The organism is Blastococcus jejuensis, assembly GCF_039534705.1.
GTDB lineage: Bacteria > Actinomycetota > Actinomycetes > Mycobacteriales > Geodermatophilaceae > Blastococcus_B > Blastococcus_B jejuensis.
In genome coordinates this window covers 35,259-59,322 of record NZ_BAAAVV010000008.1, presented here as the reverse complement: position 1 = coordinate 59,322, position 24,064 = coordinate 35,259, and the positions used below count along the sequence as shown (strand labels likewise).

General features: G+C 74.1%; 28 protein-coding genes. 14 read left to right on the top strand and 14 right to left on the bottom strand.

All coding sequences use genetic code 11. The annotated features are described in order from the left end of the window. The first annotated feature begins 4 nt into the window (after positions 1-4). A complete protein-coding gene (gene pheA / locus ABD644_RS16520; RefSeq protein WP_344690081.1) occupies positions 5-955 on the top strand; it encodes a prephenate dehydratase in 951 nt (316 codons plus the stop codon). A 62-nt stretch (positions 956-1,017) separates the two neighbouring features. On the opposite strand, the gene ABD644_RS16515 is transcribed toward pheA, so the two are convergent. Further along, a complete protein-coding gene (locus tag ABD644_RS16515) occupies positions 1,018-3,162 on the bottom strand; it encodes an MMPL family transporter (RefSeq protein WP_344690080.1) in 2,145 nt (714 codons plus the stop codon). Positions 3,163-3,241: 79 nt separating this feature from the next. Here ABD644_RS16515 and ABD644_RS16510 point away from each other — a divergent pair, with 79 nt between their 5' ends. Then, entirely contained in the window at positions 3,242-3,703 is a 462-nt protein-coding gene (locus ABD644_RS16510) for a MarR family winged helix-turn-helix transcriptional regulator (RefSeq protein ID WP_344690079.1), read from the top strand. A 95-nt stretch (positions 3,704-3,798) separates the two neighbouring features. After that, positions 3,799-4,053, top strand: coding sequence for a hypothetical protein (locus ABD644_RS16505; protein ID WP_344690078.1), 255 nt, complete (start codon positions 3,799-3,801; stop codon positions 4,051-4,053). Positions 4,054-4,084: 31 nt separating this feature from the next. Here ABD644_RS16505 and ABD644_RS16500 read toward each other — a convergent pair whose 3' ends face one another. The 4 genes from ABD644_RS16500 to ABD644_RS16485 are packed head-to-tail and all read right to left on the bottom strand — an operon-like array spanning position 4,085 to position 7,043. Further along, on the bottom strand, positions 4,085-4,432 hold the full coding sequence (locus tag ABD644_RS16500; RefSeq protein WP_344690077.1) for a GroES family chaperonin: 348 nt from the start codon (positions 4,430-4,432) through the stop codon (positions 4,085-4,087). A gap of 21 nt (positions 4,433-4,453) precedes the next feature. After that, the gene (locus tag ABD644_RS16495; RefSeq protein WP_344690076.1) at positions 4,454-4,801 is read right to left on the bottom strand and encodes a metallopeptidase family protein; all 348 of its coding nucleotides are present in this window, start codon (positions 4,799-4,801) and stop codon (positions 4,454-4,456) included. 10 nt (positions 4,802-4,811) lie between these two features. Beyond that, complete coding sequence (locus ABD644_RS16490; RefSeq protein ID WP_344690075.1) at positions 4,812-6,257, bottom strand: GuaB1 family IMP dehydrogenase-related protein; 1,446 nt, start codon at positions 6,255-6,257, stop codon at positions 4,812-4,814. 33 nt (positions 6,258-6,290) lie between these two features. Then, complete coding sequence (locus tag ABD644_RS16485) at positions 6,291-7,043, bottom strand: maleylpyruvate isomerase family mycothiol-dependent enzyme (RefSeq protein ID WP_344690074.1); 753 nt, start codon at positions 7,041-7,043, stop codon at positions 6,291-6,293. A 101-nt stretch (positions 7,044-7,144) separates the two neighbouring features. Between ABD644_RS16485 and ABD644_RS16480 the strand changes: the two genes are divergently transcribed. From ABD644_RS16480 to ABD644_RS16465, 4 genes are all read left to right on the top strand, one after another. Beyond that, entirely contained in the window at positions 7,145-7,738 is a 594-nt protein-coding gene (locus ABD644_RS16480) for a TetR/AcrR family transcriptional regulator (RefSeq protein ID WP_344690073.1), read from the top strand. A 229-nt stretch (positions 7,739-7,967) separates the two neighbouring features. Continuing rightward, positions 7,968-9,269 (top strand): serine--tRNA ligase, encoded by a 1,302-nt coding sequence (gene serS / locus ABD644_RS16475; protein ID WP_344690072.1) that lies wholly within the window; start codon positions 7,968-7,970, stop codon positions 9,267-9,269. Then, positions 9,266-10,180, top strand: a complete 915-nt coding sequence (locus tag ABD644_RS16470) for an HAD family hydrolase (protein WP_344690071.1) — start codon at positions 9,266-9,268, stop codon at positions 10,178-10,180. Before serS ends, ABD644_RS16470 begins: the two co-directional genes overlap by 4 nt. Then, positions 10,173-10,976, top strand: coding sequence for an HAD family hydrolase (locus ABD644_RS16465; protein WP_344690070.1), 804 nt, complete (start codon positions 10,173-10,175; stop codon positions 10,974-10,976). Before ABD644_RS16470 ends, ABD644_RS16465 begins: the two co-directional genes overlap by 8 nt. On the opposite strand, the gene ABD644_RS16460 is transcribed toward ABD644_RS16465, so the two are convergent. After that, positions 10,977-11,519 (bottom strand): bacterial proteasome activator family protein, encoded by a 543-nt coding sequence (locus ABD644_RS16460; RefSeq protein WP_344690069.1) that lies wholly within the window; start codon positions 11,517-11,519, stop codon positions 10,977-10,979. A gap of 85 nt (positions 11,520-11,604) precedes the next feature. Between ABD644_RS16460 and ABD644_RS16455 the strand changes: the two genes are divergently transcribed. From ABD644_RS16455 to ABD644_RS16445, 3 genes are all read left to right on the top strand, one after another. Next, complete coding sequence (locus ABD644_RS16455; RefSeq protein ID WP_344690068.1) at positions 11,605-12,822, top strand: cysteine desulfurase-like protein; 1,218 nt, start codon at positions 11,605-11,607, stop codon at positions 12,820-12,822. A gap of 65 nt (positions 12,823-12,887) precedes the next feature. Beyond that, a complete protein-coding gene (locus ABD644_RS16450) occupies positions 12,888-13,412 on the top strand; it encodes a sigma-70 family RNA polymerase sigma factor (RefSeq protein ID WP_344690067.1) in 525 nt (174 codons plus the stop codon). Beyond that, a complete protein-coding gene (locus ABD644_RS16445) occupies positions 13,409-14,032 on the top strand; it encodes an anti-sigma factor (RefSeq protein ID WP_344690066.1) in 624 nt (207 codons plus the stop codon). Before ABD644_RS16450 ends, ABD644_RS16445 begins: the two co-directional genes overlap by 4 nt. Positions 14,033-14,042: 10 nt before the next feature. On the opposite strand, the gene ABD644_RS16440 is transcribed toward ABD644_RS16445, so the two are convergent. Next, complete coding sequence (locus tag ABD644_RS16440; RefSeq protein WP_344690065.1) at positions 14,043-15,035, bottom strand: NAD(P)H-quinone oxidoreductase; 993 nt, start codon at positions 15,033-15,035, stop codon at positions 14,043-14,045. A gap of 209 nt (positions 15,036-15,244) precedes the next feature. Here ABD644_RS16440 and ABD644_RS16435 point away from each other — a divergent pair, with 209 nt between their 5' ends. Together ABD644_RS16435 and ABD644_RS16430 are read left to right on the top strand one after the other, a co-directional pair. Then, positions 15,245-16,075, top strand: coding sequence for a hypothetical protein (locus tag ABD644_RS16435; protein WP_344690064.1), 831 nt, complete (start codon positions 15,245-15,247; stop codon positions 16,073-16,075). Between the two features lie 92 nt (positions 16,076-16,167). Continuing rightward, positions 16,168-16,764, top strand: coding sequence for a hypothetical protein (locus ABD644_RS16430; protein ID WP_344690063.1), 597 nt, complete (start codon positions 16,168-16,170; stop codon positions 16,762-16,764). On the opposite strand, the gene ABD644_RS16425 is transcribed toward ABD644_RS16430, so the two are convergent. The 4 genes from ABD644_RS16425 to folP form a co-directional block, all read right to left on the bottom strand. Continuing rightward, positions 16,761-18,359: a 4-coumarate--CoA ligase family protein gene (locus ABD644_RS16425; RefSeq protein WP_344690062.1), complete on the bottom strand. Its 1,599-nt coding sequence runs from the start codon at positions 18,357-18,359 to the stop codon at positions 16,761-16,763. The two genes, ABD644_RS16430 and ABD644_RS16425, sit on opposite strands and share 4 nt — an antisense overlap. A gap of 154 nt (positions 18,360-18,513) precedes the next feature. Then, positions 18,514-18,939 (bottom strand): PaaI family thioesterase, encoded by a 426-nt coding sequence (locus tag ABD644_RS16420; protein WP_344690061.1) that lies wholly within the window; start codon positions 18,937-18,939, stop codon positions 18,514-18,516. A 129-nt stretch (positions 18,940-19,068) separates the two neighbouring features. Continuing rightward, positions 19,069-19,449, bottom strand: a complete 381-nt coding sequence (locus tag ABD644_RS16415) for a VOC family protein (protein WP_344690060.1) — start codon at positions 19,447-19,449, stop codon at positions 19,069-19,071. Between the two features lie 100 nt (positions 19,450-19,549). After that, positions 19,550-20,386 carry a dihydropteroate synthase gene (folP, locus tag ABD644_RS16410; RefSeq protein WP_344690058.1) on the bottom strand — a complete coding sequence of 279 codons (837 nt, stop codon included), beginning with the start codon at positions 20,384-20,386 and terminating at the stop codon, positions 19,550-19,552. 91 nt (positions 20,387-20,477) lie between these two features. Between folP and ABD644_RS16405 the strand changes: the two genes are divergently transcribed. Then, positions 20,478-20,939: a MaoC family dehydratase gene (locus tag ABD644_RS16405; protein ID WP_344690057.1), complete on the top strand. Its 462-nt coding sequence runs from the start codon at positions 20,478-20,480 to the stop codon at positions 20,937-20,939. A gap of 32 nt (positions 20,940-20,971) precedes the next feature. On the opposite strand, the gene ABD644_RS16400 is transcribed toward ABD644_RS16405, so the two are convergent. Together ABD644_RS16400 and ABD644_RS16395 are read right to left on the bottom strand one after the other, a co-directional pair. Continuing rightward, positions 20,972-22,225, bottom strand: a complete 1,254-nt coding sequence (locus tag ABD644_RS16400; protein ID WP_344690056.1) for a serine hydrolase domain-containing protein — start codon at positions 22,223-22,225, stop codon at positions 20,972-20,974. A gap of 100 nt (positions 22,226-22,325) precedes the next feature. Next, entirely contained in the window at positions 22,326-22,766 is a 441-nt protein-coding gene (locus tag ABD644_RS16395; protein ID WP_344690055.1) for an HU family DNA-binding protein, read from the bottom strand. A gap of 100 nt (positions 22,767-22,866) precedes the next feature. Here ABD644_RS16395 and ABD644_RS16390 point away from each other — a divergent pair, with 100 nt between their 5' ends. Further along, entirely contained in the window at positions 22,867-23,799 is a 933-nt protein-coding gene (locus tag ABD644_RS16390) for an aldo/keto reductase (protein ID WP_344690054.1), read from the top strand. A gap of 16 nt (positions 23,800-23,815) precedes the next feature. Here the strand turns inward: ABD644_RS16390 and ABD644_RS16385 are convergent, their stop codons facing one another. Next, the gene (locus ABD644_RS16385) at positions 23,816-23,989 is read right to left on the bottom strand and encodes a DUF1059 domain-containing protein (protein ID WP_344690053.1); all 174 of its coding nucleotides are present in this window, start codon (positions 23,987-23,989) and stop codon (positions 23,816-23,818) included. Between the last annotated feature and the right edge of the window lie 75 nt (positions 23,990-24,064).

The window sequence follows — 24,064 nt, the reverse complement described above, 5'->3', positions numbered from 1 at the left end:
TCGGATGCCCGGGACGCCTCTCAGCTCGCCTCCGACGCGGTTCGCCTATCTCGGGCCCGAGGGTACCTTCGCCGAAGCGGCGCTCAGCACCGTCGTTGCCCCCTCGGAGGGAGCCCGGTACCCCCAGCCGAGTGTCGCGGCCGCGCTGGCCGCCGTCCGATCGGGCGACGCCGACGCCGCGCTGGTCCCGCTGGAGAACTCCGTCGAGGGTTCGGTGCCCGCGACGATGGACGGTCTGGCCGACGGCGCACTGCTGGTCATCGGCCGCGAGGTGTTCCTCCCCGTGACGATGGCGCTGGTGTCGCGGCCCGGCGTCGCGCTGTCCGACGTCCGCTCGCTTGCCAGCCATCCGCACGCCCTCGCGCAGTCCGCGCGGTGGCTCTCGGCGAACCTGCCCGGCGTCTCGCCCCTGCCCGCCACCTCGACGGCCGCCGCCGCGGCCGCCGTCGCCGCGGGGGAGTTCGACGCCGCCGTCTGCGCGCCGATCGCTGCGCAGCGGTACGGGCTGGCGACGCTGGTCGACGACATCGCCGACCACGCGGGCGCGGTCACCCGGTTCGTGCTGGTGGCGCCGCCGGGCGAGCTGCCCCCGCCGACCGGCAACGACAAGACGTCGCTGGTCGCCGTCGTCGGTGACCGCACCGGCGCCCTGCTGGAGCTGCTCGGCGAGTTCGCCGTCCGCGGCATCTCGCTGACCCGGATCGAGTCGCGGCCCACCCGGGAGCGGCTGGGCGTCTACTCGTTCTCCCTCGACTGCGAGGGCCACATCGCCGACGCCCGCGTGGGCGAGGCGCTGGCCGCGCTGCACCGGGTCTGCGACGACGTCCGGTTCCTCGGCTCCTACCCGCGCGCCGACGGCCGGGAGAACAAGCCGGTGCCGGCGACCGCGGGCGACCCGGCGTTCGCCGAGGCGGCGCAGTGGCTCGGCGCGATCCGGGGCACGACCCCGAGTTGATCATCGGGGCCGGGCACGCGACACGGTGCGACACGCAGGAGGGGCGTGCACGGAGCCGATGATCAACCCGCAGCGGCGGGTTCCAGCTCCCGCTCCGGCTCGGGTGCCGTCCGGCGCGCCAGCGTGCTCGGCCACCAGACCCGGTCACCGATCAGCGCCACGGCGGCGGGCACCACGAGCGTGCGGACGACGAAGGTGTCGAGGAGGACGCCGAACCCGACCAGGAACCCGAGCTGGGTGAGGATCACCAGCGGCAGCACGGTGAGCGCCCCGAACGTGGCCGCGAGCACCAGGCCCGCGCTGGTGATCACGCCGCCGGTCACCGCCAGCGCGCGCATGACGCCGTCCCGGGCGCCGTGCGCGATCGATTCCTCGCGCGCGCGGGTCATCAGGAAGATGTTGTAGTCGATCCCGAGCGCCACGAGGAACACGAACCCGATCAGCAGGACGCCGGGGTCGCTGCCCGGGAAGTCGAAGAGCCCGTCGAAGACCAGCGCGGCCACGCCGACGGTCGCCGCCGTCGACAGTGCCACGGTGGCCACCAGCAGCACCGGGGCGAGCAACGACCGCAGCAGGACGGCCAGCACCGCGGTGATGACCGCCAGCACGAGCGGCACGATCACCCGGAGGTCGCGGCCGGAGGTCTCCTGGGTGTCGAGGTCGCTGGCCGTCGAGCCGCCGACGAGGGCGGCGGGGTCGACGTCGCGCGTCGCGGTGCGCAGCTCGGCCACGGTCGCCTGCGCGGCCTCGCTGTCGGGGGCGTCGGAGAGGGTTGCGTCGAGGCGCACCAGCCCGTCGACGACGACCGGCTCCGCGGGTGCGCCGGTGGGTGGCCCGGCCGCCTCGCCGCTGAACGGCACCACCTGGGTGACGCCGTCGACGCCGGCTGCCGCCTCGGCGACGTCCTGCCAGGCGTCCTCGGGCACGATGACGTAGGCGGGCGCCGCCTCGCCGGCGTCGAAGTGCCGCTCCAACGCCTCCTGCCCGGTGGCTGCCGGCGAGCCGCCCCGGACCGCGTCGGACAGGGCGATGCCGTCGGCGTCGAACGAGGGCGCGAAGGCCGCCAGCGCGAACAGGCCGACCAGGCTCCAGACGAGCACGCGCGCCGGCCGCCGTCCCACCGTCGCGGCGACTCGGTCCCAGCCGCGGCCGGTGGCGTGCTCGCTGCCGTACTTCGGGCGGAACGGCCAGAAGGCGGCCCGGCCGAGCAGGACGAGCGTTGCGGGGAGGAAGGTGAGCGCCGCCAGCATGGCCAGGGCGATGCTCACCGCGGAGATGGGGCCCAGGCCGCGGTTGGAGCCGAGGTCGGAGAAGAGCAGGCAGAGCACGCCGAGGATCACCGTCGCCCCGGAGGCGACGATCGGCTCCCACGACTGCCGGAGTGCCCGACGCATCGCCGTGTACTTCGACTGCTCGATGCGCAGTTCCTCGCGGTAGCGGGCGACGAGCAGCAGCCCGTAGTCGGTGGCCGCGCCGACGACGAGGATCGAGGCGATGCCCTGGCTCTGCCCGTTGACCGCGATCACGCCCTGCTCGGCCAGCAGGTACGCGACGGCGGTGGAGGCGGAGAGGGCGAGGCCGGCGGTGCCGATGACCAGCAGCGGCAGCAACGGGCTGCGGTAGACGACCAGCAGGATCAGCAGCACGACCCCGAAGGCCGCGAGCAGCAGCAGGCCGTCGATGCCGGAGAAGCCGCTGGCGAAGTCGGAGAACGTGGCGCCGGGCCCGGTGACGTGGAACGTCGTCCCGTCGACGGCGTCGAGCCCGCGCAGCTCGGCGATCAGGTCCGGCAGCCGGTCGCCGAGGTCGGGGTTGATCGGCAGGAAGGCCTGCGCCGCGACGCCGTCCTCGCTCGAGATCGGCGGGGAGGCCTGACCCTCGAGGGCGTCGGCGTCCTCGACGACCGAGACCGCCTCGTCGACCCGCTGGCCGATGTCGGCGAGCTGCTGCGGGTCGAGGGTGCCCTCGTCACTTTCTCCGGAGCCCTCCCAGAGCAGGATGACCGGGAGAGCCCGGCTGGTGCGGAAGCCCTCCAGTAGCTCGGTGACGCGGGTGGACTCGGCGCTGTCGGGCAGGAAAGCGGCGGAGTCGTTCTCCTGCACCGTGGACAGCTGGCCGCCGAGCGCCCCGAGGGGGCCGGCGAGGCCGAGCCAGGCCAGCGCGATGATGGCCGGGACGAGCCAGCGGGCGATGCTGCGGCGAGGCATGATTTCCCTTGGTGGTCGAAAATCTCGATCGTCGAGAGAATAGCGGGCGCGGGCCCTGGGCGCACGGACGGAGGTGGCGGTGGACGGGGATGTCGCGCGTCAGGAGCTCGCTCTCCTCCTTCGCCGGCTGACCGTCGAATTGGATGCAGTCGGGCAGCGATTCGCGCTCGAGCACGGCCTCAACCGGACCGACGTCCGCGCGCTCGTCGCGATCATGGACGCCGCGCGGCGCGGTGAGGCCCTGACGGCCGGCCGGCTGGGCGAGGCCGTGGAACTGCGCTCGGCCTCGGTGACGGCGCTCGTGGACCGGCTCGAGAAGGTCGGGCACGTGCGGCGGGTCCCGGATCCCGACGACCGCCGGCGCGTCTCGCTCGAGATGTCGGATGCGGCGATGGCGGCCGGGGCGGAGCACTTCGGCGGGCTGCAGCGCGACCTCACCGCCGCGATGTCGTCCTACTCGGACGAGGAGCTGGCCGTCGTCCGGCGGTTCCTGGAGGACATGACCGCCGTGATCGTGCAGCACGCCCGATCGGACCCGTGATCCGGGCGCGGCGGGCGACGCGGAGCGCGCGGCCCCGGATCACCGACGGGTGAGGACCGTGGTGCGGGGCGTCCCCGGGTGCCACGCTGCTCGGCATGGATCCACGGCTGATGGAGCAGCGCCGGCTGGCCAAGCGCCGGTCGGGGCGCATCTGGGCAGGTATCGCGGGGGTGCTGTGGCTGGGCGTCGTGCTGGCCGTCGTCCTCGCGCAGGACCCGGGCGTCAACTTCGGCGCGGGGTTGCTGGCGATGGCGGCCATCCCCGCGAGCATCGTCGCCCTCGCCGAGTTCTCGGAGTCCCGCTACGCGGATCTGAACCGGTACCGGCAGGGCCCGCCGCCCGTCTCCTGACCCCGGCGGCCCCGGTCAGCGGGCCTGCTGCTCAGAGATAGAGGCCGGTCGATTCCTCGATGCGCTCCGCGGCGACGGCGTGCACGTCGCGCTCGCGCAGGATGATCAGGTCCTCGCCGTGCACCTCGACCTCGTGCTGGTCCTCGGGGGAGAAGAGAACCTGGTCGCCGACCTTCACCTGCCGGCAGCTCGCCCCGACCCCGCGGGCCTCGCCCCACACCAGTCGCTTGGCGACCTGCGCCGTCGCGGGGATCAGGATGCCGCCGGTCGAGCGGCGGTCGCCGTCCTCCTTGCGCAGCGCCACCAGGATCCGGTCGTGCAGCATCTTGATGGGTAGCCCGCTGGTGCGGGACGGCTCCGCGGCGATGTTCTCCGGCACGATGATCAAGTTACCCGTGGCCTAGGCCCAGCCGAGCTCGTGCAGGCGGTCGTCGTCGATGCCGAAGTGGTGGGCGATCTCGTGGACGACGGTGATCGTGACCTCGTCCACCACGTCCTCCTCGGTCTCGCAGATGTCGCAGATCGCCTCGCGGTAGATCATGATCCGGTCCGGCAGCGCACCGCCGTAGTGCCAGCCGCGCTCGGTCAGGGCGTAGCCCTCGTAGAGCCCGAGCAGGTCCGGCTCCTCGGGATTGCGGTCCTCCACCAGGACGACGACGTTGTCGAGCAGCTCCATCAGCTCGCTCGGCACCTCGTCGAGGGCGTCGGCGACCAGCTCCTCGAACCGCTCGGGCGGCAGCGCTTTCACCGGCCGGCCTTCACCAGCTGGTCGGCTGCGGCCGGCCCTCCTCGTAGCCCGCCGCGCTCTGCACCCCCAGCACCGCGCGGTCGTGCAGCTCGTCGACCGTGCGCGCCCCGGCGTAGGTGCACGCCGAGCGGACGCCGGCGACGATGCCGTCGATCAGGTCCTCCACGCCCGGCCGGACCGGGTCCAGGTACATCCGCGAGGAGGAGATGCCCTCCTCGAACAGCCCGGCGCGGGCCCGCTCGAAGTTCGACTGCGTCGACGTCCGCGCCTTGACCGCGCGCGCCGAGGCCATGCCGAACGACTCCTTGTAGAGCCGGCCCTGGCCGTCGTCGTGGATGTCGCCCGCCGACTCGTAGGTGCCCGCGAACCAGGAGCCGACCATCACGTTCGCCGCACCCGCGGCCAGCGCCAGCGCGATGTCGCGGGGGTGGCGCACCCCGCCGTCGGCCCACACGTGCTTGCCGAAGGCGCGGGCCTCGTCCGCGCACTCCTCGACCGCGGAGAACTGCGGGCGCCCGACGCCGGTCATCATGCGGGTGGTGCACATGGCGCCCGGGCCGACGCCGACCTTGACGACGTCGGCACCGGCCTCGATCAGCTCGCGGGTGCCCGCGGCGGTGACCACGTTGCCGGCGACGACCGGGATCTCGTGCCGGCCCGAGCCGACGACCGAGCGGACGGCCTGCAGCGCCTCGATCGCCTTCTCCTGGTGCCCGTGTGCGGTGTCGACGACCAGCACGTCGACGCCGTGCTCGAGCAGGGCCGCGGTCTTGCCCGCGACGTCGCCGTTGATGCCGACCGCGGCCGACGTGAGCAGCTCGCCCCGCGCGTTCATGGCCGGCTGGTAGAGCGCGGAGCGCAGCGCGCCCTTGCGCGTGATGACGCCAACCAACCGGTCACCCTCGACGACGGGCGCGGCGCTCACGCGGGCCTCGGTGAGGACGTCGAAGATCTTGGGCAGGTCGGTACCGGCCGGGACGGTCAGCGGGTCGGGGGCCATCACCTGCGACAGCTGGGTGAAGCGGTCGACGTCCTGGCACGCGCCGTCGGTGACGACGCCGATCGGTGCGCCGTCCTCGACCACGATCACGATCCCGTGCGCCCGCTTGGTCAGCAGGGCCAGCGCCTCGCCCACGGTCGAGGTCGGCAGGAGCGTGATCGGGGTGTCGTAGACGGGGTGCCGCGCCTTGATCCACCGGACGACCTCGCCGACGACGTCGGTCGGGATGTCCTGCGGCAGGACGGCGAGGCCGCCCCGGCGGGCCACCGTCTCGGCCATGCGCCGGCCGGAGATCGCCGTCATGTTCGCGACGACGATGGGAATGGTCGTGCCGACGGCGTCCGGCGTGGTCAGGTCGACCTCGAGCCGGGATCCCACCGACGAGCGGTTGGGGACCATGAACACGTCGGAGTACGTGAGGTCGTGGGCCGGGCGTGCGTCACCGAGGAAGCGCATGGGTCCAGTGTCCCGCACCGACGGTGCAGGCCGTCAGAACGGCACCGGGTGCGCGAGCAGGCCGGCGCCCGGCGCGCGGCCCGAGACGGTCCGGCAGAACTCGACGGCGTCGAGCGCCATTTCCTCGCCCCCGACGCCGGCGGACCACGTGCCGCCCGCCGGCCCGGTGAGGGTCAGGCGGTGCGGCTGCCGGTGCGCCCGCGCCCACTCGCCGACCACGTCGGCGACGATCCGGCCGTCGTGCGCCGCGGTCAGCGCGAGTGCGCGCCCGGTGGCGCGGGCGATGTCGATCCGGTGCATCCAGGCGTCCCGGGTGTAGATCCGGTCCGTGAGGTAGCCGAGCGGGCGCGTGCCGAGGGGCGGTCCGAAGGGGATCGGCAGGGCGCGCAGCAGGCCGGGGAGCCGGCGGCGGGCGCGCACGCCGCGCGTTCCGGCGTCGACCAGGTCGAGGCGCAGCTGCTCGGGCGTCGCGTCGGCGCGCTCGCGCACCTGGACGGCGTTCATCCCGTCGACGTCCGCTTCGCCGGGGCGCAGTGCGCGGCCGAGCTTCTGCTGGCGGCGGAGCTCGCGGACGCTCGCGGTGCTTTCCGCCGCACCCACGAGGTGGGCCACCACCTCGCGGACGTCCCACTCGGAGCAGTCGGTGGGCCGCGCCCAGTCGGCGGCGTCGAGCTCGGCCAGGAGCGCCCCGAGCCGGCGGTACTCCTCCTCGGCGGCGGCCATCCAGTCGCGGTGGCGCATCGACCGATCCTCCTGCGCGCCGGCCGGTGCGGTGCGGGTGCTCATCATCGTCTCCCGGATGTCGACTTTCCTAACGGCGTTAGGAGAATGCTCCCGGGACAGATCGAACGTCAAGAGGTATTCCTAATGACGTTAGGATGCGGGGCGTGACCGATCGCCGCGCCGCCCGGTACGCCGCCACCCGGGCCGAGATCCTCGCCGCCGCCTGGCGGCTGGCCCGCGAGCGCGGGCTGGGCGGCTGGGCGCTGCGCGACGTCGCCGAGGCCGTGGGCATGCGCACGCCCTCGCTCTACGTCTACGTCGCCGGCAAGAACGATCTCTACGACGCGATGTTCGCCGACGGCAATGCCGAACTGCTCCGCAGGGTCGAGGCCGCGGAGGCCGACGTGGCGGCCCGGGAGCTGCCTGCCGCTGAGGTCCTCCGGGTCGCCGCCCGGCTGTACGTGGACTTCTGCGTCGAGGACCCGGCCCGCTACGAGTTGCTGTTCCTGCGGACGATCCCCGGGTTCGAGCCGTCGGAGCCCTCGTACGCCCTCGCCCGCGAGGTGCTGGACCGGATGGTGCCCGTCCTGGCTGCTGCGGGGGCGGGCGCACCGGAGCAGGTCGACCTGTGGACGGCGCTGGTCGGTGGCCTGGCGGCACAGCAGGTGAGCAACGACCCCGGTGGCGACCGCTGGCGCCGCCTGGTCGACCGCGCCGTCGACATGTTCGCGGCGGCGGAACTGCCGCCCAGGGGCTGATCGGACCGCCGCACCGGCTTTCCCGCGCCGGATCCCGCCGCGCAGGCTTGTCCTGCGGATGCTTGTGCTCTGCCCTCCGTGGTGGGCAGAGCACAAGCATGCAAAGAAACCTTTGCATGCAACGCTAGTGCTCTGCCCCGCTGGGTGGGCAGAGCACTAGGTTCCGAGGTGGCAGGGTCGGCTCGCCGGGCGCGCCCGGAGCCGCCGGGTGCCTCCGTACGATCGGGACGTGATCGACCTCCGACTCGTGCGCGAGCACCCCGACGTCGTCCGAGCCAGCCAGCGCGCGCGGGGGCACGACGAGTCGCTGGTCGACGCGCTGCTGGCCGCCGACGCGGAGCGCCGCGAGGTCGTCACCCGAGCCGACCACCTGCGGGCCGAGCAGAAGACCGTCTCGCAGTCGGTCAAGAAGGCCGGCCCCGAGGAGCGTCCCGCCGTCCTGGAGCGGGCGAAGGCGCTGTCCGCGGAGGTCAAGGACGCCGAGGAGGCGCAGCGGGCCGCCGATGCCGCGCTGCGCGCGGCGCACCTGAAGATCCCCAACGTCGTCGCCCCCGAGGTCCCGCCCGGCGGTGAGGACGACGCGGTGACGCTGCGCACGGTCGGCACCGTGCCGGCGTACGACTTCGCCGTCCGCGACCACATCGAGATCGGCGAGGCGCTCGGCGCCATTGACATGGAGCGCGGCGCGAAGGTCTCCGGCGCCCGCTTCTACTTCCTCACCGGCCCCGGCGCGCTGCTCGAGTTCGCCCTCGCCCAGCTCGCGATCAGCCGGGCCGTCGCCGCCGGGTTCACCCCCGTCGTCGCCCCCGCGCTGGTCAAACCCGAGGCGATGGAGGGCACCGGCTTCCTCGGCGAGCACGACGAGGAGGTCTACCGCATCGAGCGCGACGACCTGTACCTCGTCGGCACCTCCGAAGTGGCGCTGGCCGGCATGCACGCCAGGGAGGTGCTCGACCTGTCGGCCGGGCCGCGGCGCTACGCGGGCTGGTCGTCCTGCTTCCGCCGCGAGGCCGGGTCCTACGGCAAGGACACCCGCGGCATCATCCGGGTGCACTGGTTCGACAAGGTCGAGATGTTCAGCTTCTGCCGCCCCGAGGAGACCGAGGCCGAGCACCTGCGCCTGCTGCAGTGGGAGGAGGAGTTCCTCCAGGCCCTCGAGCTGCCCTACCGCGTCGTCGACATCGCCGCCGGCGACCTCGGCACCAGCGCCACCCGCAAGTACGACATCGAGGCCTGGTTCCCCAGCCAGGGCACCTACCGCGAGCTGACCAGCACCTCGGACTGCACCACCTTCCAGGCCCGGCGCCTGAACATCCGATACCGCGACGCCGACGGAAAGCCGCAGACCGCGGCCACGCTGAACGGCACGCTCTGCGCCATCGCCCGCACCATCGCCTGCCTGCTCGAGGTGCACCAGCGTTCCGACGGGTCGGTGCACGTCCCGGTCGCCCTGCGGCCGTGGCTCGGCGGCGTCGAGGTGCTCACCCCCGGGATGACGCTGGCCGCGCCCGTCCCGCCGCCAACCGCATGACCGCTCGCCGGCCGAAGGCGCTCAAGGCCTACGGCGTCCTGCCCGATGCAGACCGTGTGATCGAACTCGGCGACCGCGACCCGGGCTCGTGGCGGCCGAAGCTCGTCGCCACCGACCTCGACGGCACCCTGCTCAACGGGGCCGGCGAGGTCAGCCCCCGCACCCGCGAGGCGCTGACGGCCTGCTGGGACGCCGGCATCCCGGTGGTCGGCGTCACCGGGCGTGGCCCGCGGCTGCTCGACAGCGTCCGCGACGCGCTCGACGGCCGCGGCATCGCCGTCCTCGCGCAGGGCGGCTACGTCGTCCACCTGGAGCGCGACGAGGTGCTGCGCACCGTCGGGCTGCCCCGCGACATCGCCTCGGCCGTCATCGAGCGGATCGAGGCCGTCGCCGGCGACCTGATCGTCGCCGTCGAGGACGCCGCCGAACAGGCCGAGGCGTTCACCGCGCTGCGCGTCCAGCACGGCTTCGACTGGCCCTACCCCGAGCCCGCGCACCTGCTGCCGCGCCACGAGGTGCTCCCCGTGGGCGCGGTGCTCAAGGTCTTCCTGCGGTCCTCGCACATCGGGCAGGACGACCTGCTGGCCCTGGCGCGCACCGTCGTCGACCGGGCCGAGGCCGAGCTCACCCACGCCGGCCTGGGGTTCATCGAGGTCCTGCCGCCGGGGGTCACCAAGGCGACCGGCCTGGCCGTGGCCCTCCGGCACCACGACGTGCACCCCGGTGAGGTGCTCGTGTTCGGCGACATGCCCAACGACCTGCCGATGATCGAGTGGGTGCGCGCCGAGGGCGGCCGCGCCGTCGCCGTCGCCAACGCGCACCCGTCGGTGCGGGCGGCCACGCCCGAGGTGACCAGCGGCCACGAGGCCGACGGCGTCGCGCAGTACCTGGAGCGGGTGCTCGGTGTCTGACTGGCGACCGAAGCTCATCGCGAGCGACATGGACGGCACGCTGCTGCACTGGGACGAGACGGTCAGCGCGGCGACCGTGGCCGAGCTCGAGCGCTGGCGGGCCGCCGACGTCCCGTTCGTGCTGGCCACCGGCCGCCCGCCGCGCTGGATGCGCGGCATCCGCGAGGTGCTCGGCTGGGGCACGGCGGTCTGCTGCAACGGCGCCGTCCTGCTCGACCTCGAGCGCTTCGAGGTGCTCGACGAGGACCTGCTCTCCCCGGAGATCCTGCGCGGGGTCACCGCCGAGCTGCGCGCGCAGCAGCCCGAGACGTGGTTCGCCGTCGAGTACGGCCTGGAGTTCCGCCACGAGCCGGTCTACCGGCCGCGCTGGGACGTCGACGCCCCCGGTGTCGAGGTCGCGACCCTCGAGGAGATGGTGCAGGCGCCGGTCGCCAAGCTGCTGGCCCGCCACGAACGGCTCGACCGCGACGAGTTCGTCGCCGTCGTCGGGGCGGTCGTCGGCGACCGGGCGACGGTGACCCACTCCTCGTCCGACGCGCTCGCCGAGATCTCGGCCGCGGGGGTCACGAAGGCCAGCGGGCTGGCCAAGATCGCCGCCCGGCACGGGGTGGGGCCGGAGGACGTCGTCGTCTTCGGGGACATGCCCAACGACATCGCCGCGTTCGAGTGGGTGCGCGACGGCGGCGGCCGCGCCGTCGCGATGGCGCACGCCCATCCCGACCTGCTGGCCGTGGCCACCGACGTCACCGGCACCAACGACGACGACGGCGTCGCCGACTTCCTGCGGAGCCTCTGACTACAGGTACTGACCCCCGCCGGGCCGCTGGTCGCCGGGCGCGGGGGCGTGCCCGCCGGGCAGGGCCTTGCGGCGCATCTCCTCGAGCTGGGCGCGCGCGGCCATCTGCTGGGCGAACAGCGCGGTCTGGATGCCGTGGAAGACGCCCTCCAGCCAGCCGACCAGCTGGGCCTGGGCGATCCGGAGCTCGGCGTCGGACGGGGTCTCGCCCTCGTTGAACGGCAGCGTGATCCGCTCCAGCTCCTCGCGCAGCTCGGGGGCCAGGCCCTGCTCCAGCTCCCGGATGGACGCGGCGTGCACGTCGCGCAGCCGGTTGCGGCTGGCCTCGTCGAGGGGCGCGGCCCGCACCTCCTCGAGGAGCTGCTTGATCATGGTGCCGATCCGCATGACCTTGGCGGGCTGCTCGACCATCTCGTTGACCTCGAGGGTGGCGTCGGAGTCGTCGTCCTGGGCCGGCAGCGGCATCGCTCCGACCGGCCGGCCGTCGGGCCCCACGACGACGACCTGCTGTGGACGCTCGCTGCCGTTCCCGGGTGCAGTCATGCCCCCATCCTGCCCCGTCGGTGTGACGGGTGGACGCCAGGGAGGAAGGGCGGGGGAAGGCGCTGGACAACTAGGGTGATCGGGCATGGGGGAGGGGCTCGACGTCGCTCGGGTCCGCGGCCTGTTCCCCGCCCTCGCCGACGGATTCGTGCACGCCGACGGGCCGGCCGGGTCGCTCGTGCCGGAGTCGGTCGCCCACGCCGTCGGGGCCGCGATGCGCATGCCGGTCGCCGAGCGCGGTGGCGTCTTCCCCGCCTCGGGGCGCAGCGAGGCCCTGGTCTCGGGAGCGCGGGCGGCGGTCGCCGACCTGGTCGGCGGGGTGCCGGCCGGCGTCGTCCTCGGGCCGAACATGACCTCCCTGACCTGGACGTTCGCCCGCGCCCTCGCCCGCACGTGGCGCCCCGGCGACGACATCGTGCTCAGCCGGCTCGACCACGACGCCAACATCCGCCCCTGGGCGCAGCTCGCCGAGGCGCACGGGGTGCTCGTGCGCTGGGCCGAGGTGGACATCGAGACCGGGGAGCTCCCCGCGTGGCAGTACGACGAGCTGCTGACCCGCCGCACCCGCCTGGTGGCGCTGACCGCGGCGAGCAACGCCATCGGCACGTGCCCCGACGTCGCGGCGATCAGCGCCCGCGCCCACGACGCCGGTGCGCTGACCTACGTCGACGCCGTCCAGGCCGCCCCGCACCTGTTCCTCGACCAGGCGCGGCTCGGCGCGGACTTCCTGGCGGTCTCGGCCTACAAGTGGTGCGGGCCGCACGTGGGCGCGGTCTCGGCGCACCCCCAGCTGCTGGCCCAGCTCACCCCGGACAAGCTCGTGCCCGCCCCCGACCGGGTGCCCGACCGCTTCGAGTCCGGCTCCCACGCCGTCGAGCTGCTGGCCGGTGTGCCCGCCGCCGTCGACCATCTGGCGGGGCTCTGCGGCGGCGACGAGGGCACCCGGCGCGCACGGTTGCACCGGTCGATGGACGCGGTGGCCCGCTACGAGCGGGAGCTGTTCGGCCAGCTCACCGGGGGGCTGCACTCGATGGCGCACGTGCAGGTGCTCGGCTCGCCGATCCGCTCGACCCCCACGGTCTCGTTCACGGTGCCCCGGATGCGGCCCCGCCAGGTGGCGGCGGAGCTGGCGCGCCACGGCGTCTGCGCCTGGGACGGCGACCACTACGCGCGGGAGCTGTTCGACGCGATCGGCGTCAACGACGACGGCGGGGCGGTGCGGCTGGGCCTGCTGCACTACAACACCGTCGAGGAGGTCGACCGGCTGCTCGACGCGATCGCCGCCCTGGCCCGCCCCCGCTGAACGGTTCACCGGCCGGCCCCGTGGTGGGGGGTGCCGGACCGATACTGGGCAGTCGAGGAGGCTCGATGAGCGCGCGCGGGGACGCAGGCTGGGAGGCGAGCCTGCGCGCGCTCTACGACGGGCACGCGCCGGTCCTGCTGGCCTACGCGCTGCGGCTCACCGGCGGCGACCGCGGCCGGGCCGAGGACATCGTCCAGGAGACGCTCCTGCGGGCCTGGCGCAACCTCGACCGGCTGGCGCAGGACACCGGCCCCGTCCGGCCGTGGCTGTTCACCGTGGCCCAGCGGCTGGCCATCGACGCGCACCGCGCCCGCCGGGCCCGGCCGACCGAGGTCGGCGACGCCGCACTGGCCTCGGTGCCGGGGCTGGACGAGCTCGAGCCGACGCTGAACCGCATCGTCGTCACCGATGCCCTGGACTCGCTGTCCCGGGAGCACCGCGCGGTGATCGTGGAGACCTACTACCGGGGGCGCAGCGTCGCGGAGGCGGCGCGCGTGCTCGGCGTGCCGGAGGGCACCGTGAAGTCCCGCTGCTACTACGCGCTGCGGGCGCTGAAGCTGGCCCTGGCCGAGCGGGGGGTGACCACGTGACCTGCCCCGAGGCGGCCCCCGGCCTGGGCGCCTACGTGCTCGGCGCGCTCGACCCGCAGGAGCGGCGGCGCTTCGAGGAGCACCTGGACCGGTGCCCGCTGTGCGCGGCCGAGCTGGCCGAGTTCGCGGCCCTGCCCGGGCTGCTGGACATGCTGGGTCCGGAGGACCTGCAGCCGGTCGCGGTCACGCCGTCGCCCGAGCTGTTCGACCGCGTCGCCGCGGCAGCCCGGCCGCGCCCCGCGCACACCCGGCGGTGGCTGCTGGTCGCCGCGGCGGTGCTGGCCGTGCTCGGCGCCGGGGCCGGCGTCGTCGTGTGGGCCACCGGTTCGGACAGCGAGACCGTCACCGCCACGGCCGGCCCGGTCCGGGCCACCGTCGTCGCGGCCGAGGCCTCCGACGGCAGCTCCCTCGACGTGCGGGTGGCCGGCCTGCAGCCCGGCGAGACCTGCCGCATCGTCGCCGTCGACGAGGACGGCGGCCGGCACCCCGCGGGCGAGTGGCCGGCCTCGGCCGAGGGGGACGGGCAGTGGCGCGGCTGGACCGAGGTCGACCGGGGGGCCCTGCAGGAGGTCGTGCTGATCGGCGACGGCGGCCGCGAACTCGTCCGCCTCGACTTCTAGACCCTGCCGTTCAGTCCTCGGGCAGCAGCAGGACCTTGCCGATGTGCTCGCTGGCCTCCACGACCCGGTGCGCCTCGGCGGCGCGGGACATCGGCAGCCGGCGGTCGACGATCGGCCGGACGACGCCGCGCTCCACGTCGGGCCAGACGTCGTGCAGCACCGCGGCGACGATCTCGGCCTTGCCGCCGTGCCCCGTCGGCGGCCGGGAGCGCAGCGTCGTCGCGTGCACCGACGCCCGCTTGCGCATCAGCTTGCCGAGGTCGATCTCGGCCGTGGTGCCGCCCTGCATGCCGATGCTGACCAGCCGCCCGCCGACGGCCAGGGCGTCGATGTTGCGGGCCAGGTACTTGGCGCCCATGTTGTCGAGGATCACGTCGACGCCGGCGCCGTCGGTGGCCTCCTTCACCCGTTCGACGAAGTCCTCGTCGCGGTAGTTGATCGTGACGTCGGCGCCCAGCTCCCGGCAGACGGCGAGCTTGGCGGCGGTGCCGGCGGTCGTGAACACGCGGGCGCCGGCGCGTGCCGCCAGCTGGATGGCCATCGTGCCGATGCCGCTGGAGCCGCCGTGCACGAGGAACCGGTCGCCGCGGCGCAGCCCGGCGAGCATGAACACGTTCGACCAGACCGTGCAGGTCACCTCGGGCAGGGCCGCGGCGGTGGCCAGCTCGACCCCGGCGGGGCGGGGCAGCAGCTGCCCCGCGGGGACGGCGACCCGCTCGGCGTAGCCGCCGCCGGCCAGCAGCGCGCAGACCTCGTCGCCGTCGGACCAGCCGGTGACGCCCTCGCCGACCTCGCTGATCACCCCGCTGCACTCCAGGCCGAGGATGTCGCTGGCCCCCGGCGGCGGCGGGTAGAAGCCCTGCCGCTGCAGCAGGTCGGCGCGGTTCACCGCGGTCGCCGCGACGTCGACGATCACCTCGCCCGGGCCGCAGACCGGGTCGGGCACCTCCTCCCAGCCGAGCACCTCGGGACCGCCGGGCTCGCTCACCGTGACCGCGCGCATGCCCCGACCCTAGGCACCGTGGCGCTGTTCCCGGGAGCGGGTTCCTGTGCGGATCGCTGACGGAGCGCGGCGGCGCGCCGTCGGGGGAGCGCGCCGCCCGCTCGGCACGGCGTCCGCACCGACGGGTCACCGGCCCGGTGCCACCCTCGAGGGGACCGCCGACCAGCGTCGCGGCACCCGCGGCCCCGGTGGTCGCCTGGAGGTATCCCATGACCGCCGCGCCACAACCCACGTGGACCCCCGCCCCCCGGTGGGGTGCCGGCCGCATCGTCGCCCTCGTGATCGGCGTCCTCCTCCTGCTGCCCGCGCTCGGCCTGCTGCTGGGCGGTGGTGTCCTGCTGTGGGCGGACGGGAGCCAGCGCACCGACGGGTTCGTCTTCTCCGACACCGACGACTTCGCCACGTCCGGGTACGCCCTGGCCAGCGAGCGCATCGACGTGGCCGCCGGCGCCGACTGGGTGCCGTTGTCGGCCGCGCTGGGCACCGCCCGCGCCGAGGTCGCCTCGCGTGACGCCGGCGGCGAGGTCTTCATCGGCATCGCCCCGGTACGCGAGGGGGCGGCCTACCTCGACGGCGTCGAGCACAGCGTCATCGACGACCTCGGTACGACGGCGGTCGACGAGCGGTCGGTGCCCGGGGGCCCGCCGTCCGGACCGCCCGCCGACCAGGACTTCTGGGTCGCCCAGGCCAGTGGGTCGGGCACGCAGCAGCTGGACTGGGAGCCGGCGGAGGGCGACTGGCTGTTCGTGGTCATGAACGCCGACGCGTCCGCGGGGGTCTCGATCGACGCGCGCATCGGGGCGACCGTCCCAGCACTCGGCGGCCTGGCGTGGGGCCTGCTCGGGGTCGGTGCGCTCTTCCTGCTGATCGGGGTGCTCGTGATGGTGCTGGCGATCCGGCGTCGTCCCGCCGTCTACGCCGGCCCGCCGCAGGCGCCGTGGACGCCGCCCGCTCCGGTCGACCGGACCACCGCCGCGGACGCGCAGCCGAGCGCCGAACGCGCCGTCCCGCCAGGACCGCCGGGGCCACCGGCCGGCTGACGGGGCCGCTGGGACGCCGCCCCAGCGGCGTCCCGGTGGACCGCAAGTCGCGTGCAAGCGGCTTCCCAGTACCGACCGGCACCGTTCCGGTCATGACGACGACGTTGCCCGCGCCCGGCCGGTTCTCCACCCCCGCGCCGACCCGCCCCGCGCTCCCGCCCGTGCCCCCGGCGGCCCCGGCGGTCTGCCCGGTCGAGCGGTGGGCCCTGCGGTCGGCGGCCCACGACCTCGCCGCCGCGCTCACCGGCGTCGCGTTCGACGAGCCGTGCCGCCCCGAGCGCCAGCGGGCGCTGCTGGTGTTCTCCGCGGGCGTGCTGCGCGGGGTGCGCGGGCTGGCCGAGGCCCCCGGCCTGCCGGCCGCGTGCGACGCCGTCGAGGCCGCGACCCCGCTGTTCGCCTCGGACATCAGCGCCGGCGCCCCGCGGCTGGCCGGCGCCTGGACCCTGGTCGCGGACCTGCTCGCCGGCGCCGCGGGGGAGCCGCACGAGCACGAGGACCTCGCGCAGTGCGAGCGCCGGTTCCGGGCCGCGGCGGGGACCGCCGGGTTCGTCGTCCCGTGGTTCCTCGACGCGTGCTCGCCCCGCGAGCGGGTCGAGCTGGTGCGCACGGCGCCCCGCCGCGTCCGCCTGGCCCTGCGGCTGGCCGAGGACGGGTGGCTGGCGCTGCGGGACGCCGTCCGCGGCGTCTAGTTGCGGGCCTTCAGGTCCTTGCGCAGGATCTTGCCGGCCGCCGACTTGGGCACCGCGTCGATGAACTCGACGAGCCGGATCTTCTTGTGCGGGGCCACCCGCCCGGCCATGAAGTCCATGACCGACTCCTCGGAGAGCTCCGAGCCCGGCGCCCGCACCACGTAGGCCTTGGGCAGCTCCTCGCCGGTCTCCTTCTCGGGCACGCCGATGACGGCGGCGTCGACGATCTCCGGGTGGTTGAGCAGCACGGCCTCGAGCTCGGCCGGAGCCACCTGGTAGCCCTTGTACTTGATCAGTTCCTTGACCCGGTCGACGACGGTGTAGCAGCCGTTCTCGTCGACGACGGCGACGTCGCCGGTGTGCAGCCAGCCCTCGGGGTCGATGGTGGCCGCGGTGGCCTCGGCGTTGTTGAGGTAGCCCTTCATCACCTGCGGGCCGCGGATCCACAGCTCGCCCCGGTCGCCCGCCGCGGCGTCCTCCCCGGTGGCCGGGTCGACCAGGCGGCACTCGGTGTTCGGGATGGCGTAGCCGACCGAGCCCTTGGGCACCTCGCCGGTGACGCCGGGCGGCTCGAGGCCCTCGTCGGGGGTGGTGTGGGAGACCGGCGACAGCTCGGTCATCCCGTAGCCCTGGGCCACGGTCACGCCGGTGTCGGCGCCCTTGCGCAGCCGCTGCTCCACGGCGAGGGCCAGCGACTCGTCGAGCGGGGCGGCGCCCGACAGGATCGAGGTCAGCGACGACAGGTCGTACTGGTCGACCAGCGGGTGCTTGGCCAGCGCCACCAGGATCGGCGGGGCCACGAACGCCCGGGTGATCTTGTGGTCCTGGATGGTGCGGAGGAAGTCCTCCAGGTCGAACCGGGGCAGGGTCACCACGGTGCCGCCCCACGCCAGGCCCTGGTTCATCAGCACGGTCAGGCCGTAGATGTGGAAGAACGGCAGGACGGCGATGATCCGTTCCTCGCTCTGCAGCGCGATCAGCGGCCGGGTCTGGGCGACGTTGGCCACCAGGTTGCGGTGGCTCAGCATCACGCCCTTGGGCAGGCCGGTGGTGCCGCTGGAGTACGGCAGCGTGACCAGGTCGTTCGCCGGGTCGATGTCGACCTGCGGCGAGGGAGCCTGGCTGCCGAGCAGGTCGAGCAGGTTCGCGTGCCCCTCCATGCCGTCCAGGACGACGATCTCGTCGACCGGCGACTTCTCCACGGCCGCGCCGGCGCGGTCCATGAACAGCGAGATGGTGATCAGCATCTTCGCGCCCGAGTCGCGCAGCTGGAACGCGATCTCCTCGGGCGTGTAGAGCGAGTTGATCGGGCTCATCACGCAGCCGGCGGCGGCGATGCCGTGGAACACCACGGGGTACCAGGGGGTGTTCGGGCAGAAGACGGCGACGACGTCGCCCTTGCGCAGCCCCTTCTCGTGCAGCGCGGCGGCGACCCGGTCGACGTAGGCGGCCAGCTGGCCGTGGGTGATCGTGTCGCCCTTCAGGCCGTCGATCAGCGCCGGCGCGTCGGGACGGTCCCGCCCTGCGGCCAGGACGAACTCCGGCACGGAGACGTCCGGGATCTCGACATCGGGATACGGGCTGGCCAGGACCACGGGGGCTCCTCCTCGACGAGCTGGTGTGGCGCCAGTCTCACACTGCCCGTGGCGCCCGCCACAAGGGGGTTACCCGCGAGTTCTGTTCTGGGCGAGATCTGCACACTCGCCCCGTTCAGCCGCCTGACGTGGGCCAGTGTGCAGATCTCGCCCCTCAGCGGGGCCAGAGCACCGACTGGGTGCAGCGGAACAGCGCGATGGTCCGGCCCGTGCCGGGTGCGGTCACGACGGCGTCCCAGACCTGCGTCGTCCGCCCGGCGTGGGCGTTGGTCGCCACGACCTCGATCCGGCCGTCGCGCGCCGTCCCGAGGAAGTTGGACTTCAGCTCGATGGTGGTGAAGCCGCTCGACCCCTCCGGCAGCAGCGCCCGGGTGGCCAGGCCGCACGCGGTGTCGGCGAGCCCGACCACGGTGGCCGCGTGCAGGTAGCCGTTGGGCGCGAGCAGGTCGGGCCGGATGTCGAGGGCGGCGGTGAGCCGGCCCGGCTCGTGCGCGGTGATGGTGAGCCCGAGCAGGCCCGGCAGCGTCCCGGGCAGCAGGGCGTTGAGCTCGTCGGCGGTGTGGAACCCGGTGGCGGCCATGCCGAAAACCTAACGTCGCTGCTGGCCGCGAGGAGCGGGGCCCGCAGGGTCCCCGACGAGTCGGCGGTGGGGCTCAGCCGATGTCGGGGACGGCACGTGGCCGCGGTGTCGGCCGGTAGGTCGACGATGTCATCGCGCGGTCTGCCAGAGGCCGATGACGTTGCCCTCGGAGTCCTTGGCGTAGGCCGAGAAGCCCATGTCGCCGACCGGCAGCTTGGCCTGCACCGTGGAGCCGCCCAGCGACCCGATCTTCTCCAGCGCTGCCTCGATGTCCTCGACGTCGACGACGACGACCGTGGCCCCGGCCAGGCTCTCGGAGCGGCTCATCAGCCCGCCGTTGATGAAGCCGGTCTCGCTCGGCCCCTCCTCGCCACCGGGGCCGGTGGTGACCAGCGTGTAGTCCATCTCCGGCATGTGCTGGATCTGCCAGCCGAATGCTTCCTTGTAGAAGCTGCGCGCGCGGTCCCCGTCGTCCACGGGGATCTCGAAGTGCACGACCCGTCCGCTCATCTGGCGCCTCCTGGCTGGGGCTGGATGTCGACGCGGCGCACGCTAGACCCGGCCTCCCGCGCTCACCAGAGCCTTCGGCTCTGGGCGAGGCTGATCACCATCACGCCAGGCCGCGGACGGTGCGCACCGGGGGACGGTCGCCGCGGATCGACGCGACCATGTCCAGCGTCTGCCGGGTCGCGGCGACGTCGTGCGCCCGGAACACCCGTGCCCCCAGCCAGGCGCTCACGGCCGTCGCGGCGAGGGTGCCGGTGAGCCGCTCTTCCAGGGGGACGTCGAGCGTCTCGCCCACGAAGTCCTTGTTCGACAGCGCCACCAGCACCGGCCACCCGGTCGCGACCAGCTCGTCGAGCCGCCGAGTGGCCTCCAGGGAGTGCCGGGTGTTCTTCCCGAAGTCGTGCCCGGGGTCGACCAGCACGCGCTCCCGGTCGACGCCTGCGGCGACGGCGGCCGACGCCAACGCCGTCGTCCTGGCGACGATGTCGGCGACGACGTCGTCGTAGGTCACCCGGTGCGGCCGGGTCCGCGGCGGCAGCCCGCCCGCGTGCGTGCACACCAGGCCGGCGCCGGCGGCCGCCGCCACCTCCGCGAGTTCCGGATCCACCCCGCCCCACGCGTCGTTGATGACGTCGGCCCCCGCGGCCAGCGCCTCCCGCGCCACCGACGCCCGCCAGGTGTCGATCGAGATCGGCAGGGTCGGGTGCGCGGCGCGGATCGCGGCGACCAGGTCGACGGTCCGCCGCACCTCCTCCGCGGGGGACACCTCGTCGCCGGGCGCCGCCTTCACGCCGCCGACGTCGACCATGTCCGCGCCCTCGGACACGACCCGGTCCACCCGGTCCACCGCCGCGGCCAGCTCGTAGGTGGCGCCGCGGTCGTAGAACGAATCCGGCGTCCGGTTGACGATCGCCATCACCACGAAGGCGCCGTCCGGCACGTCGAGGGCACCCAGCCGCAGCAACCCGTTCCCCCGTCCCGACGCGCGTGTGGTGAGGTCAGCCAACGTAGTCGAGCAGGAGGGGACATCCATGGCGCAGACCACCGTCGACGGCGTCGAGGGCGTGCAGGGCCTGGTCGGGCAGCACCTCGGTTCCAGCGACTGGGTGGAGATCACCCAGGAGATGGTGAACCGGTTCGCCGAGGCGACCGGGGACCACCAGTGGATCCACGTCGACCCCGAGCGCGCGGCGACGGAGAGCCCGTTCGGCGGGCCCATCGCGCACGGCTACCTCACGCTGAGCCTGCTGCCGATGCTGCTGCCGCAGATCGTCGAGATCACCGGCTTCAAGCTCACCGTCAACTACGGCACGGAGAAGGTGCGCTTCCCAGCGCCGGTGCCGGTGGGCAGCCGGGTGCGCGCCTCGGCGGTGTGCGACTCGGTGACCCCGATCGAGGGCGGCGTCCAGATGCTGGTCACCGTCACCGTGGAGGTCGAGGGCGGCAGCAAGCCCGCGATGGTCGCGACCAGCGTCTCCCGCCGCTACGTCTGAACCGACCCGGACTTTCTGTACAGAAAGTCCGGTTAGTCGACGAGGGCCTGGTTGACCAGCTGGCGCAGGTGGTTGCGGATCGGCAGCGTGCTGGAGGGCAGCAGCTGCGTGTAGAAGGTGACGGTGGTGTCCTCGACGGGGTCCACGTAGAACGCCGTCGACGCAGCCCCGCCCCAGCTGTAGTCGCCGAGGCTGGCGACGACGCCGTAGCGCGCCGGATCGATCACCATCGAGAAGCCCAGGCCGAACCCCACCCCGCGCAGCGGCGTCTCGGCGAACAGCGGGCGCCCGAACGTCTCCAGGTCGGAGTTCCCGGGCAGGTGGTTGCGGACCATGTGCGCGATCGTCCGCGGGCCGAGCAGCCGCCCGCCGTCGTAGGACCCGCCCCGGCGGAGCAGCTCCACGAAGCGCAGGTAGTCACCGGCCGTCGAGACCAGCCCGCCCCCGCCGGAGAGGAACGCGGGCTTGCTGTGCGCGGCGGCGCCGAACGCCTCGAGCAGCGCGTACCCGGTGGCCGGGCCGCCCGGCGGGCCGGGGACGGCGCCGTACAGGCGGGCGAGGGATTCGGGGTCGTCGCCGTCCCGGAGCCCGAAGGACGTGTCGGTCATGCCCAGCGGCGCGAAGATGCGCTCGGCGAAGAACTCGTCGAGCGGCTGCCCGGAGAGCACCTCCACGAGCCGGCCGAGGACGTCGGTGGAGACGCCGTAGTTCCACTCGCTGCCCGGCTGGAAGACCAGCGGCATCGACGCCCACTGGCGGCAGACCTCGGCGGAGTCGGCGCCCGGCGGCGTGCCCCACTCGTGGCCGGCGGCCCGGTACATCGCGTCGACGGGGTGGGCGTGGTGGAAGCCGTAGGTCAGCCCGGACGTGTGGCTGAGCAGGTGCCACACCCGGACCGGCTCCATCAGCGGCGCCGTCACGGGCTTGAGGGCGGACCCGGCGACGTACACGCGGGTCTCGGCGAACTCGGGCAGCCACTTCGCGATCGGGTCGGAGAGCTCGAAGGCGCCCTCCTCGTAGAGCATCATCGCCGCGACCGAGGTGACCGGCTTGGTCATCGAGAAGATGCGCCAGCGGGTGCCGTCCTCGACCGGCAGGCCGTTCTCGACGTCCCGCAGCCCGTGCCTGCCCACGTGCACCAGCTGCCCGTGGCGGGCGACGGTGACCAGGAACCCGGGCAGCTGCCCGTCGTCGACCCAGCGGGCCAGCCGGCGGTCGAGCCGCTGCAGCCGCGCCGCGTCGAGGCCCACCTCGGCCGGGTCGGTGCTGATCGTCAGGTCGGACATGGCCCCTCCGTCACCGGGCGTCGAGCCGGCGAGATCGGCGATCTCATCCGCTTTCGGCGCTGAAAGCGGGCGAGACCGCCGATCTCGCCGAAGAGGTCGATCAGACCGGCACGCTGCTGGCGGCCTTCTTCAGGTTCGACCCGGCGGTCACCTTGACCGTGTTGGCCGCGGGGATGTCGATCGACTCCCCGGTCTGCGGGTTGCGGCCGGTGCGCGCGGAGCGCTGGGTGCGCTCGACGGTGAGCAGGCCCGAGACGGCGACCTTCTCGCCGCGGGTGATGGCGTCGACGAGCTCGTCCTGCAGGCCGGCGAGGACCGAGTCGACGGTCGAGGCCGGGACGTCGGCGCGCTTGGCGATGGCGGAGACCAGTTCGCTCTTGTTCACAGGGTTCCTCTCGTATGCGGTGGCAGATGTCCGGGCCCGGCGCGGGCCGGGCCCTCCCCGGTCTCGGCGTCGCCGGCGGGGGCCACCCGGGGCCGCCGCGCGGAGGGCGCCGACCCGGGTGCATCCGGAATTCTGCGGTTTCCGGACCCCGGGCACCGTGCCATGCCGGGCCGGGGTCTGGCCAGGCGGGGGGCCGGAGAGCGCCCGTGACGACTCCCGAGCCACACCTGTCCCACCCGCGACCTAGCGTGGGGCCATGGCGCAGCTTCCCCGCACCGACCTGCACGTCAGCGACCTCTGCCTGGGCGGCAACGTCTTCGGGTGGACGGCGGACGCGCCGACGTCCGTCGCCGTCCTGGACCGGTTCCTCGACGCGGCGGGCCCGCAGCCGGCGTTCGTCGACACCGCGGAGTCCTACCGCGACGGCGCCTCGGAGGCGATCCTCGGCGACTGGATGGCGGCGCGGGGGGTGCGCGACCGCGTCGTCGTCGCCACCAAGGCTTCCCGCGGCGCCAAGGAGCACCCGCTGGCCGCGGGCGAGATCGTCGCGGCGGCCGAGCGGTCGCTGCGCAACCTGCAGACCGACCGGATCGACCTCTACTACGCGCACTACGACGACGAGACGACGCCGCTGGAGGAGACCCTCACCGCGTTCGACGACCTGGTGCGGGCCGGGAAGGTCCGCCACGTGGCGGCGTCGAACTACTCCGCCGCCCGGCTGACCGAGGCGCTGGCGACGGCCGACCGGCTGGGCGTGCCCGGGTACGTCGCGCTGCAGACCCACTACAACCTGATGGAGCGGCCGGTCTTCGAGGACGAGCTGCTGGCGACGGCGGAGGCGCGGGGGATCGGCGTGCTGCCCTACTACGGCCTGGCCAAGGGCTTCCTCACCGGCAAGTACCGGGCCGGGCAGCGGGTCGAGTCACCCCGCGCGGAGAAGGCCGCGGCGTACGCGGGGGAGAGGGGCGATCGGGTGCTCGACGCGCTGGGCGAGGTCGCGGCGGCGCACGGGGTGCCGGTGCCGGCGGTCGCGCTGCGCTGGCTGGCCGACCGGCCCACGGTCGTGGCGCCGATCGCCAGCGCGCGGTCGGTGGAGCAGCTGGCCGAGCTGCTGCCGATGCTCGATCTGGTGCTCACCGACGCCGAGCGGCAGCTCCTCGACGTCGCCAGCGGCGGTCAGCCGGGCTGACCGCCGCCGGCATGGCTCAGATGCTGACGATGCGGTCGCGGACCGCCTGCACCAGCTCGGGGGTGATGTCGGTGACGCCGTGGTCGGCCGCCGCGTGACCGGCGACCTGGGCGAAGATGCCGCCCTCGTCGGCCGCCGAGAAGCGGGCGCTGCACCCGGGGATGACGTCGCCGCAGGCGAAGGTCTTCATGGGGACTCCTTGTCGGTGGTGGTGCGGTCGGTGGTGGTGCGGTCGGTGGTGGTGCGGTCGGGGGTGGTGCGGCCG

Coding starts and splice junctions, on each gene's coding strand:
- ABD644_RS16505 (WP_344690078.1), top strand. CDS start 3,799: ATGGATCCACGGCTGATGGAGCAGCGCCGGCTGGCCAAGCGCCGGTCG.
- ABD644_RS16420 (WP_344690061.1), bottom strand. CDS start 18,939: ATGGCCGCCACCGGGTTCCACACCGCCGACGAGCTCAACGCCCTGCTG.
- ABD644_RS16400 (WP_344690056.1), bottom strand. CDS start 22,225: ATGTCCGACCTGACGATCAGCACCGACCCGGCCGAGGTGGGCCTCGAC.
- ABD644_RS16515 (WP_344690080.1), bottom strand. CDS start 3,162: ATGCCTCGCCGCAGCATCGCCCGCTGGCTCGTCCCGGCCATCATCGCG.
- ABD644_RS16405 (WP_344690057.1), top strand. CDS start 20,478: ATGGCGCAGACCACCGTCGACGGCGTCGAGGGCGTGCAGGGCCTGGTC.
- ABD644_RS16415 (WP_344690060.1), bottom strand. CDS start 19,449: ATGAGCGGACGGGTCGTGCACTTCGAGATCCCCGTGGACGACGGGGAC.
- ABD644_RS16490 (WP_344690075.1), bottom strand. CDS start 6,257: ATGCGCTTCCTCGGTGACGCACGCCCGGCCCACGACCTCACGTACTCC.
- ABD644_RS16455 (WP_344690068.1), top strand. CDS start 11,605: ATGGGGGAGGGGCTCGACGTCGCTCGGGTCCGCGGCCTGTTCCCCGCC.
- ABD644_RS16470 (WP_344690071.1), top strand. CDS start 9,266: ATGACCGCTCGCCGGCCGAAGGCGCTCAAGGCCTACGGCGTCCTGCCC.
- ABD644_RS16450 (WP_344690067.1), top strand. CDS start 12,888: ATGAGCGCGCGCGGGGACGCAGGCTGGGAGGCGAGCCTGCGCGCGCTC.
- ABD644_RS16460 (WP_344690069.1), bottom strand. CDS start 11,519: ATGACTGCACCCGGGAACGGCAGCGAGCGTCCACAGCAGGTCGTCGTC.
- ABD644_RS16435 (WP_344690064.1), top strand. CDS start 15,245: ATGACCGCCGCGCCACAACCCACGTGGACCCCCGCCCCCCGGTGGGGT.
- ABD644_RS16430 (WP_344690063.1), top strand. CDS start 16,168: ATGACGACGACGTTGCCCGCGCCCGGCCGGTTCTCCACCCCCGCGCCG.
- ABD644_RS16485 (WP_344690074.1), bottom strand. CDS start 7,043: ATGAGCACCCGCACCGCACCGGCCGGCGCGCAGGAGGATCGGTCGATG.
- pheA (WP_344690081.1), top strand. CDS start 5: ATGCCCGGGACGCCTCTCAGCTCGCCTCCGACGCGGTTCGCCTATCTC.
- ABD644_RS16390 (WP_344690054.1), top strand. CDS start 22,867: ATGGCGCAGCTTCCCCGCACCGACCTGCACGTCAGCGACCTCTGCCTG.
- ABD644_RS16440 (WP_344690065.1), bottom strand. CDS start 15,035: ATGCGCGCGGTCACGGTGAGCGAGCCCGGCGGTCCCGAGGTGCTCGGC.
- ABD644_RS16385 (WP_344690053.1), bottom strand. CDS start 23,989: ATGAAGACCTTCGCCTGCGGCGACGTCATCCCCGGGTGCAGCGCCCGC.